Source organism: Chryseobacterium gwangjuense, from assembly GCF_021311115.1.
GTDB classification, from domain to species: Bacteria; Bacteroidota; Bacteroidia; order Flavobacteriales; family Weeksellaceae; genus Chryseobacterium; species Chryseobacterium gwangjuense.
This window is the reverse complement of sequence record NZ_JAJTNP010000002.1, coordinates 60,663-75,611: the sequence shown is the minus strand read 5'-3', so window position 1 is coordinate 75,611 and position 14,949 is coordinate 60,663. Positions and strand designations below refer to the sequence as shown.

At 33.5% G+C, this 14,949-nt stretch carries 18 protein-coding genes; 7 read left to right on the top strand and 11 right to left on the bottom strand.

Going from position 1 to position 14,949, the window contains the following annotated elements:
* The first annotated feature begins 5 nt into the window (after positions 1 to 5).
* Positions 6 to 1,772: an Ig-like domain-containing protein gene (locus LV842_RS03760; protein WP_233110126.1), complete on the top strand. Its 1,767-nt coding sequence runs from the start codon at positions 6 to 8 to the stop codon at positions 1,770 to 1,772.
* Positions 1,773 to 1,783: 11 nt separating this feature from the next.
* Positions 1,784 to 2,236, top strand: coding sequence for a heme-binding domain-containing protein (locus LV842_RS03755; RefSeq protein WP_317207293.1), 453 nt, complete (start codon positions 1,784 to 1,786; stop codon positions 2,234 to 2,236).
* Positions 2,237 to 2,275: 39 nt separating this feature from the next.
* Here the strand turns inward: LV842_RS03755 and LV842_RS03750 are convergent, their stop codons facing one another.
* From LV842_RS03750 to LV842_RS03730, 5 genes are all read right to left on the bottom strand, one after another.
* Positions 2,276 to 2,791 (bottom strand): NUDIX hydrolase, encoded by a 516-nt coding sequence (locus tag LV842_RS03750; RefSeq protein ID WP_233110124.1) that lies wholly within the window; start codon positions 2,789 to 2,791, stop codon positions 2,276 to 2,278.
* Positions 2,788 to 3,702, bottom strand: coding sequence for a site-specific tyrosine recombinase XerD (gene xerD / locus LV842_RS03745; protein ID WP_233110123.1), 915 nt, complete (start codon positions 3,700 to 3,702; stop codon positions 2,788 to 2,790). Before xerD ends, LV842_RS03750 begins: the two co-directional genes overlap by 4 nt.
* A 7-nt stretch (positions 3,703 to 3,709) precedes the next feature.
* Positions 3,710 to 4,132 carry a deoxycytidylate deaminase gene (locus LV842_RS03740; RefSeq protein ID WP_100377782.1) on the bottom strand — a complete coding sequence of 141 codons (423 nt, stop codon included), beginning with the start codon at positions 4,130 to 4,132 and terminating at the stop codon, positions 3,710 to 3,712.
* A 39-nt stretch (positions 4,133 to 4,171) separates the two neighbouring features.
* The gene (locus LV842_RS03735; protein WP_233110122.1) at positions 4,172 to 4,939 is read right to left on the bottom strand and encodes an enoyl-CoA hydratase/isomerase family protein; all 768 of its coding nucleotides are present in this window, start codon (positions 4,937 to 4,939) and stop codon (positions 4,172 to 4,174) included.
* 121 nt (positions 4,940 to 5,060) lie between these two features.
* Positions 5,061 to 6,548, bottom strand: coding sequence for a catalase (locus LV842_RS03730; RefSeq protein ID WP_233110121.1), 1,488 nt, complete (start codon positions 6,546 to 6,548; stop codon positions 5,061 to 5,063).
* 135 nt (positions 6,549 to 6,683) lie between these two features.
* Between LV842_RS03730 and LV842_RS03725 the strand changes: the two genes are divergently transcribed.
* From LV842_RS03725 to LV842_RS03705, 5 genes are all read left to right on the top strand, one after another.
* Positions 6,684 to 7,634, top strand: a complete 951-nt coding sequence (locus LV842_RS03725) for a LysR substrate-binding domain-containing protein (RefSeq protein ID WP_233110120.1) — start codon at positions 6,684 to 6,686, stop codon at positions 7,632 to 7,634.
* Positions 7,635 to 7,856: 222 nt separating this feature from the next.
* Entirely contained in the window at positions 7,857 to 9,137 is a 1,281-nt protein-coding gene (metK, locus tag LV842_RS03720; protein ID WP_233110119.1) for a methionine adenosyltransferase, read from the top strand.
* 82 nt (positions 9,138 to 9,219) lie between these two features.
* The gene (locus LV842_RS03715; protein WP_233110118.1) at positions 9,220 to 9,711 is read left to right on the top strand and encodes a hypothetical protein; all 492 of its coding nucleotides are present in this window, start codon (positions 9,220 to 9,222) and stop codon (positions 9,709 to 9,711) included.
* Between the two features lie 199 nt (positions 9,712 to 9,910).
* Positions 9,911 to 10,501: an RNA polymerase sigma factor gene (locus LV842_RS03710; RefSeq protein ID WP_233110117.1), complete on the top strand. Its 591-nt coding sequence runs from the start codon at positions 9,911 to 9,913 to the stop codon at positions 10,499 to 10,501.
* 205 nt (positions 10,502 to 10,706) lie between these two features.
* Complete coding sequence (locus LV842_RS03705) at positions 10,707 to 11,402, top strand: YjjG family noncanonical pyrimidine nucleotidase (protein ID WP_233110116.1); 696 nt, start codon at positions 10,707 to 10,709, stop codon at positions 11,400 to 11,402.
* Positions 11,403 to 11,456: 54 nt separating this feature from the next.
* Here LV842_RS03705 and trpS read toward each other — a convergent pair whose 3' ends face one another.
* The 6 genes from trpS to LV842_RS03675 all read right to left on the bottom strand — a co-directional run bounded on the left by trpS (position 11,457) and on the right by LV842_RS03675 (position 14,927).
* Positions 11,457 to 12,425, bottom strand: a complete 969-nt coding sequence (gene trpS, locus LV842_RS03700) for a tryptophan--tRNA ligase (RefSeq protein ID WP_233110115.1) — start codon at positions 12,423 to 12,425, stop codon at positions 11,457 to 11,459.
* A gap of 285 nt (positions 12,426 to 12,710) precedes the next feature.
* Entirely contained in the window at positions 12,711 to 13,355 is a 645-nt protein-coding gene (locus tag LV842_RS03695; protein WP_233110114.1) for a SanA/YdcF family protein, read from the bottom strand.
* 15 nt (positions 13,356 to 13,370) lie between these two features.
* The gene (locus LV842_RS03690; RefSeq protein ID WP_233110113.1) at positions 13,371 to 14,009 is read right to left on the bottom strand and encodes a lipoprotein signal peptidase; all 639 of its coding nucleotides are present in this window, start codon (positions 14,007 to 14,009) and stop codon (positions 13,371 to 13,373) included.
* Positions 14,009 to 14,200 (bottom strand): DUF2683 family protein, encoded by a 192-nt coding sequence (locus LV842_RS03685; RefSeq protein ID WP_233110112.1) that lies wholly within the window; start codon positions 14,198 to 14,200, stop codon positions 14,009 to 14,011. The genes LV842_RS03690 and LV842_RS03685 overlap by 1 nt, the downstream gene beginning before the upstream one ends.
* Before the next feature lie 19 nt (positions 14,201 to 14,219).
* Positions 14,220 to 14,465, bottom strand: a complete 246-nt coding sequence (locus tag LV842_RS03680; RefSeq protein ID WP_233110111.1) for a DUF6576 domain-containing protein — start codon at positions 14,463 to 14,465, stop codon at positions 14,220 to 14,222.
* An 81-nt stretch (positions 14,466 to 14,546) separates the two neighbouring features.
* Positions 14,547 to 14,927 (bottom strand): TraR/DksA family transcriptional regulator, encoded by a 381-nt coding sequence (locus LV842_RS03675; RefSeq protein ID WP_039369928.1) that lies wholly within the window; start codon positions 14,925 to 14,927, stop codon positions 14,547 to 14,549.
* Positions 14,928 to 14,949: the final 22 nt, after the last annotated feature.

The following is a 14,949-nucleotide window of genomic DNA, read 5'->3' as shown; positions in this document are numbered from 1 at the left end:
TCTTCATGAAGAAAATTTTTTTATTGTTCGTTGCTGCTTTTCTTTTGCATTCTTGTGCAAGATTGGGGTCTCCTATAGGTGGTCCGAAAGATTCTTTGGCACCGAAGTTTTTAAGTTCAAATATTGATACAACAAGAGTAAATGTTTCTAGAGATTTAAAGGAACTGAGACTCGATTTTGATGAATATATTACTTTAAAGGACATCAACAAAAACCTGATTATTTCGCCGCCCATCAAAAATATTAAGAGAATTATTCCTTCTAATATTGCGAACAAATTTCTTTTGATTCAGTGGACGGATACTTTGCAGGCGAATACAACGTATAATTTCAATTTTGGAAATTCGATTGCAGATAATAATGAAAATAATGTTTTAAAATATTACAATTTTGCTTTTTCAACCGGAGAAAAGATTGATGATTTATACATCAGCGGTGAGATAAAAGATGCTCTTGCTACTAAAAAAAGCAATGGTGACAATAAAATGGTAGTTGGTCTTTTTCAGGTAAAAGATACCATGAACTACAGACAAAAGCCTTATTATATCACTAAAGTGGATGATGATGGATATTACGAGCTTAATTATCTTTCTCCCGGAAAGTATAAAATTGTAGCTTTTGAAGATGAAAATGGAAATTCGGTTTACGATAAGGGTAAAGAAAAAATAGGTTTTCAAAAAGAAGTTGTAGATGTTTCAAAATCAATCTCTGGTTTGAATATGAAAGTTTATCCTTCTAAAAAAACATTGAAGTATCTTGAAACGAAAGAAATGCCGGGTGGAGTTACAATGACTTTTGAAGGGCATCCTGAAAACGTAAAAATTCTTTCTTTGAATGATAAGCTTAAAGGCATAAAAGTTACTCACACTCCAAAATCCGATACGGCAAAAGTTTGGTTCGATGCGGTGAAAAGTGATATTGGACAGACTGCCAATGAAAATTTAAAATTCAGTTATGACGCAGGGATCAAAGATAGTGCTCTCACGGCTTCTTTGTTCTATAGATACAATACAAAAAATAAAATGACCATTTCTAACGGAAATGCTCTTCTAGCTCCGAAGTCTGATCTTGTCATTACCTCAAACTATATCATCGATACAATTAATCCTGAGAAATGGACGTTGAAAAAGGATAGTTTAACCACTCAGGAATTTACTGCAAAAATTTCGGAAACGAATCCGTATCAGATTTTAGTAACCTCAAATTTTGAACCCGGAAAAAAATATCAACTGACAGTTCCGAGTAAAACGATTTCTTCATACTATGATAAAATAGCAGATCCCTACCGTTTCGATTTTGAAGCGGATAAGGTTGAAAATTATGGAAGCTTAACATTCAGACTTACTAATGCACCTGTTGCTGATTACTGGATTCAATTGTTGGATTCTTCTGATAAGGTGGTCTATCAAAAATATACAAAAGGAGATTTTGTAAAATTTGATATTTTGAAACCAGGAGAGTATATTACAAGGATTTTGGTAGATAATAACGGAAACAAATATTGGGACGAAGCTGATCTGGATAAAGATATTTTTGCGGAAGATTCTTATGTGTATTTTAAGCAATCTGTGGTGAGGCCATTGTGGGATTCTAATGAAGATTGGGACCTGAAAGATACAAGAACATTGGATACTCCTAAAAACTCTACCAATAAAAATGGGGCACCAGAAACTAAGAATTCTGATCTTAATAGAACGAATAGTAGTATAATACCATCTAATTCTAATAAGAGCATTCAATCTGATAGAGGGATTTTAACACCTGTAAAATAAGAAGCATGACAATGGTAAAGAAAATATTGTTTTGGCTGTTGATTGTATTTGTTCTCATTCAGTTTATACCGATTGATAAAACAAATGTGGCTGTAAAAAGTTCGATGAATTTTGTTGAGGTTAAAAAAACGCCGTCTAAAATAAGTGTCCTTATCAAATCTGCGTGTTATGATTGCCACTCTAACGAAACGGTGTATCCTAAATATGCTTACTTCGCGCCGATTTCGTGGTCTGTTAAAAGCCATGTGAACGAAGGAAGAGAACACTTAAATTTTTCTGTCTGGGAAACCTATAATAAAGACTTGAAAAAAAGTATGCTGGATAAAGCAATACAGACGATTCAAAGTAAAACAATGCCTTTGCCGGGATATATGGTGTATCATAAAGAGGCTAACTTATCGGAAGCAGAAAGAACGTTACTGGTAAGGTATTTTGAAGAAATGATTAAAAATAAATCTTATTAATAAACAAAAAATCGCAGACAACTCTGCGATTTTATTTTTTTAAATAGTTTGTAGATATTTTTCAAAAAATATTTTCTGGGAATCAAAAGCAATGTCTTCCAGATTTAATTCTTTCAAAGGAATCCAGACGGCTTCTGAAATTTCAGATAGTTCAAGATTAGCTTCGAACTTTTCTGAGACCTTATATTCATAAAAAAGATCGATTGTATTGTAATCAATCTCTTTGTATTGATAAACATTGGGAAGGCTTGTAAGATATTTTAAATTTGAAATATCAATGTTTAATTGTAATTCCTCAAAAAGCTCTCTTTTACAGGTTTCTTCTGAACTTTCTTTAGGATCTACAAATCCTCCAGCCAAATCTAGTTTTCCTTTTTTGGGATCTCTGTTTCGCCTTGTAAGATAGACTTCATCACCACATCTTATAATGACCGCTACAGCTCCTGCTACGTTGTTGTATAAGGTGAAATTACATTCAAGGCAACTCCATTTTTTTTCATTATCCCATTGTAACGATTCTTTGCCACAGTTAGGACAATATTTCAATAGCATCATTGTGTAATATTAATATTTCTTGGATGGTAATTTAATATAACATCACGAAGTTCTTCCGTTTTCAAATGAGTGTAAATCTCAGTCGTTGTAATACTCGAATGTCCCAACATTTCCTGTATATAACGAAGATCGGCTCCGTTTTGCAAAAGATGAGTGGCGAACGAATGTCTAAAAGTGTGAGGAGAGATCTTTTTGTTGACTCCTGCTTTATCCGTAAGCTCTTTGATAATAAGAAATACAATAACTCTTGACATAGAAGTTCCCCTGCTGTTTAAGAACAGGCAATCTTCATGTTTTTTATTGATCTTGTTTTTAGAACGTACGTCCTGAATATAGCTTTTTAGTAATTCAGAAGTATAGTCTGCTAATGGAACAAGCCTGGTTTTATCTCCTTTTCCTGTTACCTTGATGAATTTTTCATTAAAATTAATGTTGGAAATTTTTAATTCAATCAATTCAGAAACCCGTAATCCACAACCATACAAAACCTCAATGATGCATTGATTTCTTTTGCCAAGATCTGTCGAAACTTCTATGGCATTAATGATTTTATTGATGTCTGGAAGACTAAGCGTATCCGGAAGATATAATCCTAATTTTGGACCTTCCAGTAATGTCGCAGGATTATCTTCTCTTATTTCATCTTCAACTAAATATTTGAAAAATGCTTTAATAGAAGAGATCCATCTTGCTTGAGATCTTTCACTGAATTTTTGTTTTGAAAGTAAAAATATATATTGCTGAATATGTTCATAGCTGATCACATCCGGACCAATATTATCAAGACTTTCTTCACTGTATTCTTTTAATTTCCTTATGTCCCGTATATAGGCGTCGAGGGTGTTTTCTGAAAAATTCCTCTCGAACCGAAGAAAAATTTCAAAATCCTTAATTTTTTCCTGCCAAGTCATTTGTGTTTTATTTTTTTAGTTCAACATCTGATATCTGTTCTATCTCAATATTATGGTTTTTTAAAAATGATATTCCATCGTCATCAGAATATTCATTGATATATACTAATCTTGTAATCCCTGCCTGCAAGATGAGTTTACTACATTCTTTGCATGGTGAAAGGGTTAAATATAATGTTGCTCCTTTTGCGGACTGTGTGGATGCTGCCAATTTTAATATTGCATTAGCTTCAGCATGCAGCACATACCAATGTGTTTTACCCTCTTCATTTTCACAGCAGTTTTCAAATCCTGACGGAGTACCGTTGTATCCATCAGAAATAATCATTCTGTCTTTTACAATAAGAGCACCTACCTGCTTTCTTTTGCAGTAGGAAAGTTTTGCCCATTCCTGAGCCATTTTTAGATAAGCTTTATCAAACTTATTCATACATCAACATTATATTTTCGAAATAATCTTATTTATATATTAAAAGGTAGGTTTTCTTTTCTCTATAAAAGCAGAAACGCCTTCTTTTTTATCTTCCATTTCAAAAAGCTCTCCGAAAGATTTGATTTCAGCCTCAAAACCTTTGTCGGTGTCAGATAAATTTACTGCGTGTATTGCTTTTGATATGGCCATTGGTGAATTATTAGCAATGGTTTTTGCCAATTCTTTGGTTTTTGTTATAAGCTCTTCAATAGGGAAAACCTCATTGACAAGTCCTATTTCTTTAGCTCTTTGCGCTGGAATCATTTTAGCAGAGAAAATAATTTCATTAGCTAAACCTTTTCCTACTAATTTTGGAAGTCTTTGAGTTCCCCCGTAACCTGGAATTAATCCTAACGTTACTTCAGGAAGTCCTAATTTTGCATTTTCCGATGCATATCTGATATGACAAGCCATTGCCAGTTCCAGACCTCCGCCTAAGGCAAATCCATTCACTGCTGCAATTACTGGCTTAGACAAGTTTTCTATTTTATTGAACAATGAATTGTGTCCGTTTCTTGCTAATTCTTCAGCTTTTTCCAGTCCGAAATCACTGAATTCTTTAATATCTGCACCGGCTACAAATGATTTTTCTCCACTTCCGGTAATGATAATTGCTCTGCAAGATGCATCAGAATTTAACTGGTCTAATGCACTACTAATCTCCTGAATGGTTTTTGCATTTAATGCATTTAAACTTTCAGGTCTGTTTATAGTGATAATTGATATTTTCTCTTCTGCTTGTAATAATATGTTTTCGTAGTTCATTTTTTAACCTTATGATATTATCTCCTGCAAATTATAATTTTTTTGCAGAAAAAAGGAAAAAATATTCACTTTTTTCCTTTTATGTTGATTTATTTTTAATCTAAAACCTTTTATTGGTAATCTATTTGGAATGATTCATCATGTTTGCGTCGATATTTACACTTAACTGAGACGCAACTTTCATGCCTAATTCAATATTGGCTCTGAAAAAATGACATAACTGTCGATTGATGATCTCGTCTTTCTTGGAACCGCTTATTTCTTTCATGCTGGCAACAATATTATTGACTAGATTTTCTCTGTCTTCTGCTGACATCGCTTTTGAATATAATAATCCGGGTTGTGTATAATGATCATCATCATTTTCATTCCTGTTGTAGCTGGCAACATGAGCGCTGTCCAGTTCGTATTCGAAATTTTTATAAGATGAATCCGGTTTGCTATCATCAAAACTATTAGGGAAATAATTAGGCCTATCCTGATAGTTGCTGGAATCTGCCATGAAGCCGTCACGCTGATAATTATTAACCGCAAAAGGGCATCTGTTTACTTCCAGTTGATGAGCATTTACGCCGACTCTGTATCTATGAGCATCCGGATAAGAGAATAATCTTCCCTGAAGCATTTTATCAGGGGAAAAACTGATTCCGTTAATCAGATTGCTTGGTGAAAAAGTAGACTGTTCTACATGAGCGAAATAATTGACAGGAATTTCATTCAGTTCCATTTCTCCGACTTCAATAAGTGGAAAATCTTTCTGGAACCAGACTTTTGTGATATCAAAAGGATTCCATCTAAAATCTCTTGCCTGTTCTTCAGTCATTACCTGTATGTACATCGTCCATTTCGGGAAATCACCATTTTCAATTGCGTTGCAAAGATCTTCCTGAGCAAAATCAGGGTTTTTGCCGGCCATACTTACAGTGTCTTCATTAGAGAAGTTCTTAATTCCTTGTTTGGTTTTTAAATGGAATTTTACCCATACTCGCTCATTTTTCTCATTAATCATAGAGAAAGTATGAGAGCCAAAACCATGCATGTGTCTGTAGCCGTAAGGCGTTCCTCTGTCGGACATCAAGATAAGAACCTGATGAAGAGATTCGGGATTTAAACTCCAGAAATCCCACATCATTGTGGCACTTTTTAAGTTAGTTTTGGGAACTCTTTTTTGAGTATGAATGAAGTCCGGAAATTTCTTGGCATCCTTTATAAAGAAAACAGGAGTATTATTTCCTACTAAATCCCAATTTCCGTCTTCTGTATAAAATTTTAAAGCAAAACCTCTTGGGTCTCTTGCAGTATCAGCACTTCCTTTTTCTCCTCCTACTGTAGAAAAACGAGCAAACATTTTGCATGAATTTCCAACAGCAGAAAATAACTTTGCTTTAGTATATTGGCTGATATCATGAGTAACGGTAAATTTTCCATATGCTCCGCTTCCTTTTGCATGAACTATTCTTTCAGGAATTCTCTCTCTTACAAAGTGAGCAAGGTTTTCCTGAAGAATGAAATCTTGTAACAATACAGGTCCTCTAGGTCCTACCGTTTGCGAATCTTGATGTTCAAAATATGGGGAACCGTTGCTTAACGTTATTTTTTTAGAATCCATAAATTTATCTTTAGAATGAGAAACTTCTTATTGTAAATAGAAAGATGTAAAGGTAGTGATTATCAAATTTACTTTCAATTTTTAATTGCTAATAGCAAAAACATTATATCTTTGTAATAGATAATATTAATCACAATGAACATTCAGCAACTGGAGTATCTTATCGCAGTAGATAAGTATAAACATTTTGGTAAAGCAGCTCAAGCATGCTTCATTACACAGCCGACGTTAAGTGCAATGATACAGAAATTTGAGGACGAACTGGATGTTAAAGTTTTCGACAGAACGACTCACCCTATTCGTACGACAGATGTGGGACTTCAGATTATTGATCAGGCAAAGGTGATTATAGAATCTGTCAATGAATTAAAAAATAAAGCCAATCTTTTAAATAATATTTTAGGAGGAACGATCAATTTAGGAATTATTCCTACAGTTTCTTCTTTTATTTTACCTACTGAGATTTTCAAATTTTTGGAAGAAAACCCGAAAATCCAGATGAATGTAAAAGAAATGACCACAGATAATATTGTGAAAGCATTGAAAGCAGGAGAGCTTGATGCCGGAATTATTTCGACACCTTACGATTCTGCCGACGAGTTTTATCAGGATTTTCTGTTCAATGAAGAGTTGATGATTTACAGCTCGAATACGGAGGCTAATAAAAAGAATTCATATGTAGTTCCTGAGGAATTAAATGTGGAAAAGGTTTGGCTTCTTGAAGAAGGAAACTGTTTGAGAAATCAATTCGAGAATATTTGCCATCTTAAGGAAAATACCCTGAAACCTAAAAATCTGGATTTCCTGGCGTCCAATATTCAAACGTTGGTACATATGGTAGACAAAGTGGGAGGAATCAGTATTTTGCCGGAATTGGCTTTAAGCCAGCTTTCTGAAGAACAGAAAAAGAATGTTTTCAGGTTCAAAAAGCCTTTCCCTTACAGAGAAATCAGTATTATTTATTATAAACCGACATTCAAGCAAAAAATTATTGATGAATTATCACATTCTATCAAAACATCTTTAGAGAAAAAGCTGAATTATAATGAAAGTCCTAAAGAATTTGTAAGCATAAAGCCACAATAGTTTTGCGGGATAAACCATTAATTTCAAGAAAATTATAATTAATAAACAAAAGGTTTGAGTATTAAAAAAATAGTGCTTAAATTTGCAAATGTTTACAGACGAGGAGAAATTTGACCTGATTGCAACCTCTATAAAAAAATGCTAAAACAGTATTCTTTTTTAGGCTTTCTGGGCATCTTATTTTTCTTCGATTTTTTTAATCTAAATACAATATAGAAAAATATGTCTTATTTATTTACATCTGAATCCGTTTCAGAAGGACATCCGGATAAAATTGCCGATCAGATTTCCGATGCATTAATCGATCATTTCTTAGCATACGATAAAAACTCAAAAGTAGCTTGTGAAACGCTTGTTACAACCGGGCAGGTAGTTCTTGCTGGGGAAGTAAAATCAGATGCTTATCTTGATGTTCAAACCATTGCAAGAGAAGTGATCAACGGAATTGGGTATACAAAAGGAGAATATATGTTCAATGGTGATTCTTGTGGAGTTATTTCTGCAATTCACGAACAGTCTCCGGATATCAATCAAGGGGTTGACAGAGCTGTTGTAGATGAATCTTTTGAAGCAAAAGCAAATGCTCAAGGTGCAGGAGATCAGGGAATGATGTTTGGTTACGCTACGAACGAAACAGCAAACTATATGCCTTTGGCGCTGGATTTAGCACATACTATTCTTAAAGAACTTTCAACAATCAGAAGAGAAGACTCTGAAATCAAATATCTTCGTCCTGATGCAAAAAGCCAGGTTACTATTGAATATTCTGATGATCACAAACCAATCAGAATAGATTCTATCGTAGTTTCTACTCAGCATGATGATTTTGGTTCTGAAGAAGAAATGTTGAACAAAATTCGCGAAGACATCAAAAATATTTTGATTCCGAGAGTAGTTGCTCAACAGCCTGAAGAAATTAAAGTATTATTCAACGATCAGATTAAATATCATATCAACCCGACGGGTAAATTTGTAATCGGTGGTCCTCATGGAGATACAGGTCTTACAGGAAGAAAAATTATTGTTGATACCTACGGAGGAAAAGGAGCTCACGGTGGTGGTGCTTTCTCTGGAAAAGATCCTTCAAAAGTAGACAGAAGTGCTGCTTATGCAACAAGGCACATCGCTAAAAACTTAGTAGCTGCCGGTATTGCTGATGAGGTTTTAGTACAGGTTTCTTACGCAATTGGTGTTGCTGAACCTTGTGGTTTATACATCAATACTTACGGAACTGCAAAAGTAGATCTTCATGATGGTGATATTGCTAAAAAAGTTTCTACTATCTTCGATTTAAGACCTTATGCAATCGAACAGAACTTAAAGCTAAGAAACCCGATTTATCAGGATACTGCTTCTTACGGACACATGGGAAGAGAAAGCTATGTAGCTGATAAAACCTTCAATAAAGGACAGAAAAACGAATTGACTCTTACAGGTTTAGAATTCTTTACTTGGGAGAAATTAGACAAAGTAGACGAAATTAAAGCTTCTTTCGGAATTTAATTTTGTTTTAAATAATAATATAGGCTGCTTTATCTTCGGGTAAGGCAGTTTTTTTTAATTTTACACCATAAATAGATTTAAGATGATGAATGTGAGAACTGCGATTACAATACTTTCGGTGTTTTTTGTAAGCATATTTGCTAAAGCACAATATACTATGCATAAGATGATTAATGTAGGGTATGTTTACCAAAACCAAAGTTTTGGGGAAGTAGGAGGTAAATTACTATTTCTGAAGAATGATGATGTTATTTACCGTTTGGGAGGTTCTGCGTTAATGGGTTCTGCAAATTCTCAATTTGCTGTAATGCCAAAACTTTCAGCTGATGTTTTGTTAAATTTTGAAAAAAATGTAGATTTTTATCACTCATATTATTTCCTTATTGGAGCGGAAGGAACGAATAAATATCTTGCTCCAAAGGTTGGAATTTCTCTTTTTGGGATTCTGGATCTTACAGGAGGGTATGCATTTCCTATAGGTAATGCAAGATTAAACGGTAAAAAAATGGAGGGGTTAAATATTAATTTTACACTAAATATCCCTACTGTATTCATTCGTGATATGTTTAATTGATTATTTTTAAATTTTTTTGATAAAAAATTAATAATAGGTTAACAGTTATTAAAAAATTATTATATTTACACCATATAAAAATTGTACTGCCTATTGATTCGACTTTACTCTAAAAAACTGTTTTGTATTTATAGTTAAAGCCAGATTAAATATCTGGATATATACTTGTCTACAAATTTTTTATTATTGAGAAGAAGTTATGAAATCAAAATCGGATAGTTTACTAATTTCCCTTTATCAGAAAGGAGACGAAGGCGCATTATCAACGCTTATCCATCGTCATCAGAGAGAACTCTATACATTCATTTTTTACAAAATTAATGATGAAGATTTAGCCAATGATGTTTTTCAGGATACTTTCATGAAAATTATTGTCATGCTGAAGGAAGGACGCTATAACGAAGAAGGAAAGTTCATTCTTTGGGCAAAAAGAATTGCTCATAATCTTATTATTGATCATTTCAGAGCAAAATCAAAAAACATCAAAGTTTCGGAAACTACTTTTGAAACCGATGAATATTCTATATTTGATTTATTAAGAGAACCTTCTGAAAATATTGAAGACCAATTGGTGACCAATCAAATCCAGGAAGATCTTTTAAGAATGCTTCAATTCCTTCCTCAAAACCAGCAGGAAGTCATTAAATTAAGGTTTTTTGACGGTCTCAGCTTCAAAGAAATTGCGGATCATACTGATATGAGTATCAATACAACATTAGGAAGAGTACGTTATGCATTAATTAACCTGAGAAAAATCATGGAAGAAAATAACATAATCTTGACGAGATAGATAATAATTTAATAAAATTCTCGTTTTAAGGAAAATACTTTTGTTCGCCTATGAAAAAAAATGATTCCTTAAAAGTGAAAGCTTTGAAACCAAAAAAAGAAACGATTGAGTTTTTGCTTAACTATTCCAAGAGTGTGGAAATCGTTAAGACAAAGACTAAAAATTATCCGATTTCCAAAAATTAAAATAAGTAATTTTGTGCTGTATGAAAATTCAGCACATTTTTTTTGATCTAGACAATACGATTTGGGATCACCGCAAGAATGCTTATTTAACAATTAAAGACCTTTTTGAAAAAGAAGAAATCTCGTTAAAATACAATATAGATTTTGAAGAATTCCACTCTGTTTATCACGAAATCAATGAAAGTCTCTGGGAGAAAATCAGGGATGGAATTATCGATAAGGAATATCTGAGAAATCATCGTTTCTACGATACCTTTCATCATTTCAATGTGGATGATGAAGAATTGGCGATGTATTTTGAAGAACATTTCTTAGATAGAATTCTTAATCATAATGAGCTTGTGGAAGGTGCAGAATATATTTTAGAGTATCTTAAAGCTAAAAATTATACTTTACATATTATTTCCAACGGTTTTAAAGAAGTGACGGAAAGAAAGTGTATTTTATCAGGAATTGATAAATACTTTCAAACAATTACCAGTGCAGATACAGTTGGTGTAAGAAAGCCTCGTCCGGAAATTTTTGAATATTCATTAAGTCTTTCTGATGCTGCAAAAGAAAACAGTATTTTAATCGGAGATGATTGGATTGCAGATGTTGTGGGCGCACAAAACTTCGGATTGGATGTGATTTTCTTTGATGTTTTGAATGAAAATAAAGAAGAAGAGGGATTGAAAGTAATTAAACACCTTTTACAGATTAAAGACTATTTATAAGAGTTTCGGCGGCACCAAAGGTGCCGCCGAAACTATATTTACAAGTAAAAAATACTAAATTCCTAAACTTTCTCTTACTCTTTTAATAGTAGTAGTCGCAATGACTCTTGTTTTTTCTGCTCCATTCTGAAGTTTGGCTTCCAATTCATCAAGATTGTTCATGTAGTAAGAGAATAACTCTCTTTCCTTTTCGAACCTTGCAAGGATTAAATCCAACAATTCTTTTTTAGCGTGACCGTAACCGAAGTTTCCTGCTAAATATTTTGCTCTTAGCTCTTCAGTTTGTTCTGGTGTTGCAATCAGTTGATAGATCGCAAATGTTTTGTCAGTTTCAGGATCTTTAGGTTCTTCCAATGATTTAGAATCTGATTCAATGCTCATGACCTGCTTTTTCAGTTCTTTTTCAGGTAAGAAAATATTGATGATATTTCCCATCGATTTAGACATTTTGCGCCCGTCTGTTCCGGGAACATATTTGGTGTCTTCCTGAAGCTCAGATTGAGGCAGAACAAAAACTTCTCCCATCTGATTATTGAATCTTGAAGCGACATCACGGGCAATTTCCAAGTGTTGAAGCTGGTCTTTCCCTACAGGTACAATCTCCGCATCATACAATAAAATATCTGCAGCCATTAAAACCGGGTAGGTAAACAAACCTGCATTTACATCCTGAAGTCGGTCTGCCTTATCTTTAAATGAATGTGCTAACGTTAATCTCTGATAAGGAAAAAAACATGATAAATGCCAAGAAAGTTCACAGGTCTCAGGGATATCACTCTGTCTGTAAAAAAATGTTTTTTCAGTATCTAATCCACAAGCAAGCCAAGCCGCAGCAATCTCGTAGGTATTCTGTTTAAGTACTTTTGCATCTTTAATCTGCGTTAATGAATGCAGATTGGCGATAAATAAAAATGATTCGTTTCCTTCCTGTTTTGATAGTTCAATTGCAGGAATAATTGCACCCAACAAGTTTCCAAGGTGTGGTGTTCCGGTGGCTTGAATGCCGGTAAGAATTCTTGACATTGTTTAAAATTTATTTTAAAAATTAATGAATTGCAAATTTAGGGATTTCTCCAGCAGATTCCACGGATTTTAATAGATGATTGTGTTTTATCCTTATTTAAGGGTTAATTTAAATGCAACGGCTTTATTTTTCAGCTCATTCTTTTTAGAAAACAAGGACAACTCAATTTGTTACACTAAGCTTGAAACATAGCTTCATCAAATCAACTTGTTGATCAATCTTTGCTTACTTAAAGTTTTTAATTAGTTAAATTAAAACTTTGCGTTGAAAAAGTCTATATGAAATTAAGGAATCAAAATTTTCTCTCCTCCAAATTTAGGTTGAACCCCTAAAATCAAATCCCAATAAGCTTTAGCTTTAGCGAAATATTCCCGTATATTGGTTTTAAAACCTGCATATTTGTTGACATCTGCGGCGTTATATCCAAAAGCTTTGATTCCGTTTTGTTGAGCCAAGAAAACAGCTCTTTCATTATGAAACTTTTGCGAAACAATAATCAAATTGGTTTGTCCAAAAATTTCCTTCGCTCTCACTACAGAATCCAGTGTTCTGAAACCTGCATGATCCAAAATGATTCTGTCCTGAGGAACCCCGTTTTTAATAAGCTCCATTTGCATATCTTCCGGTTCGTTATAATCTTTTGTGCCGTTGTCGCCACTTACAATGATATATTGTATTTTTCCGCTTTTGTATAGATCTGCGGTTGCCTGTATTCTGTTGTAGAAATAAGCATTGGGCATTCCGTTGCTTAGATTTTTTCCGGTTCCCAAAAGAAGGGCTGTTTTGGTCTGTGGAATATCTGCAATGGCGTAGGAAACAAAGGTGGCGCTGTCTTTTTTGATGCTGTAATTCGCCCAGGCGATAAAAATAATTCCTGCGACAAGAAGAAGCAGGAAAGATTTAAATATTGTTTTAATAATTTTTTTCATTGAGTGTATTCGGTTCTAAAATTCTAAACCATTCGGAAACGCCTTTTTTCTGAAAATTAATAACAAAGCTGCTCCTACTGTAATCGCTGAATCTGCAACATTGAAAATGTATTTAAAGAATTCAATATGTTTTCCTCCGATCAATGGCCAGCTTTCAGGAACATTCCAGTCTACTAAAGGAAAATGAAGCATATCTACCACACAACCTTTCATGAAAGTTGAATACCCATGTCCGAAAGGAACAAATTTAGAAACTCCGCCATAACCAATCCATCTTCCTGTACTTTCGTCGAAAACAGTACCGCTGTCGAAAATCATTCCATAGAACATTCCGTCAATTAAATTTCCGATGGCGCCTGCAAAAATCATTGCCATTGGAATCAGCAGATAATTGGATTCTCCTTTTTGTAGCCATTTTTTGAATAAATAGACCATTCCTCCAATCAGGCAAATTCTTACAATAACCAGAAAATATTTACCGATAATTCCTCCAAAATGAAAACCGTAAGCCATTCCCGGGTTTTCTACAAAGGTTATTTTGAATCCAGGAAAAACATCTTTAAAGTCATTTAATTCAAAATGTGTTTTTACATAAAATTTTGAAATCTGATCTATTAATAAAATAAGTAAGGTTACAAATGCTATCTTCTTCATTATTGTCCTTTGGGTTTAAAAGGTTTTCCTATTTTTTCGTTTTTCTTATCAACGATGTTTTTGATGGTCTTGTTGTTGTGGTGTGTATTTTTGGTATGGAATTTCTCGAATTTGATATTCATTTCCTTTAAGACGCTTTTCAGTGCGCTCAATTCCATTGCATTTTTGGTGTGTACGATTATTGATTCCACTTTGTAATAATTTAAAATTTTATTTTTTGGATAATTCGTCAAGTCGTTTTCTGTCTTTTGCAGACAAATCGTTGATTCCGTTTTTACCCATTTTACTCAAAAGGCTGTCAATTTCTTTCTCCCGATCACGTTTGTCGGAATTGAATTGGTCATCAATTGTATAACTTCGTTTTTTATCTGGAAAGAACCTGTTTTTAATCCATTCCCGATTGAAAAAAGCAAGGATTCCGATGAAGATAATTCCTAATACTAATAATTGACTCATGAGTGTATATTAAAAATTAGGTTTATAAAGTATCCTATGAATACAATATAAACCCAAATTTATTTTCACTAACCTTTATGGTTATTTTTGCATATTTTTCGCTTCGATGCTCAGTGTTGCATGAGGAACAGCTAAAAGTCTTTCTTTAGGAATTAATTTACCCGTCACTCTGCAAATACCGTATGTTTTATTTTCAATTCTTATTAAAGCATTCTTAAGATCACGCACGAATTTTTCTTGTCTTCCTGCTAAAATAGAATTCTGTTCTTTACTCAAGGTTTCTGCACCTTCTTCAAATGCTTTGAAAGTAGGAGAAGTATCATCTGTTCCGTTATTTTGATCATTGATGAAACTCTCTCTGATTAGTTTTAAATCGTTCTCTGCTTTTTCTATTTTTTCTTTAATGACCGCTTTAAATTCTTGTAAATCAGCATCACTGTATCTTACTCTTTCGTCTGACATGTTCGTTTCTCTTTTTTAATAA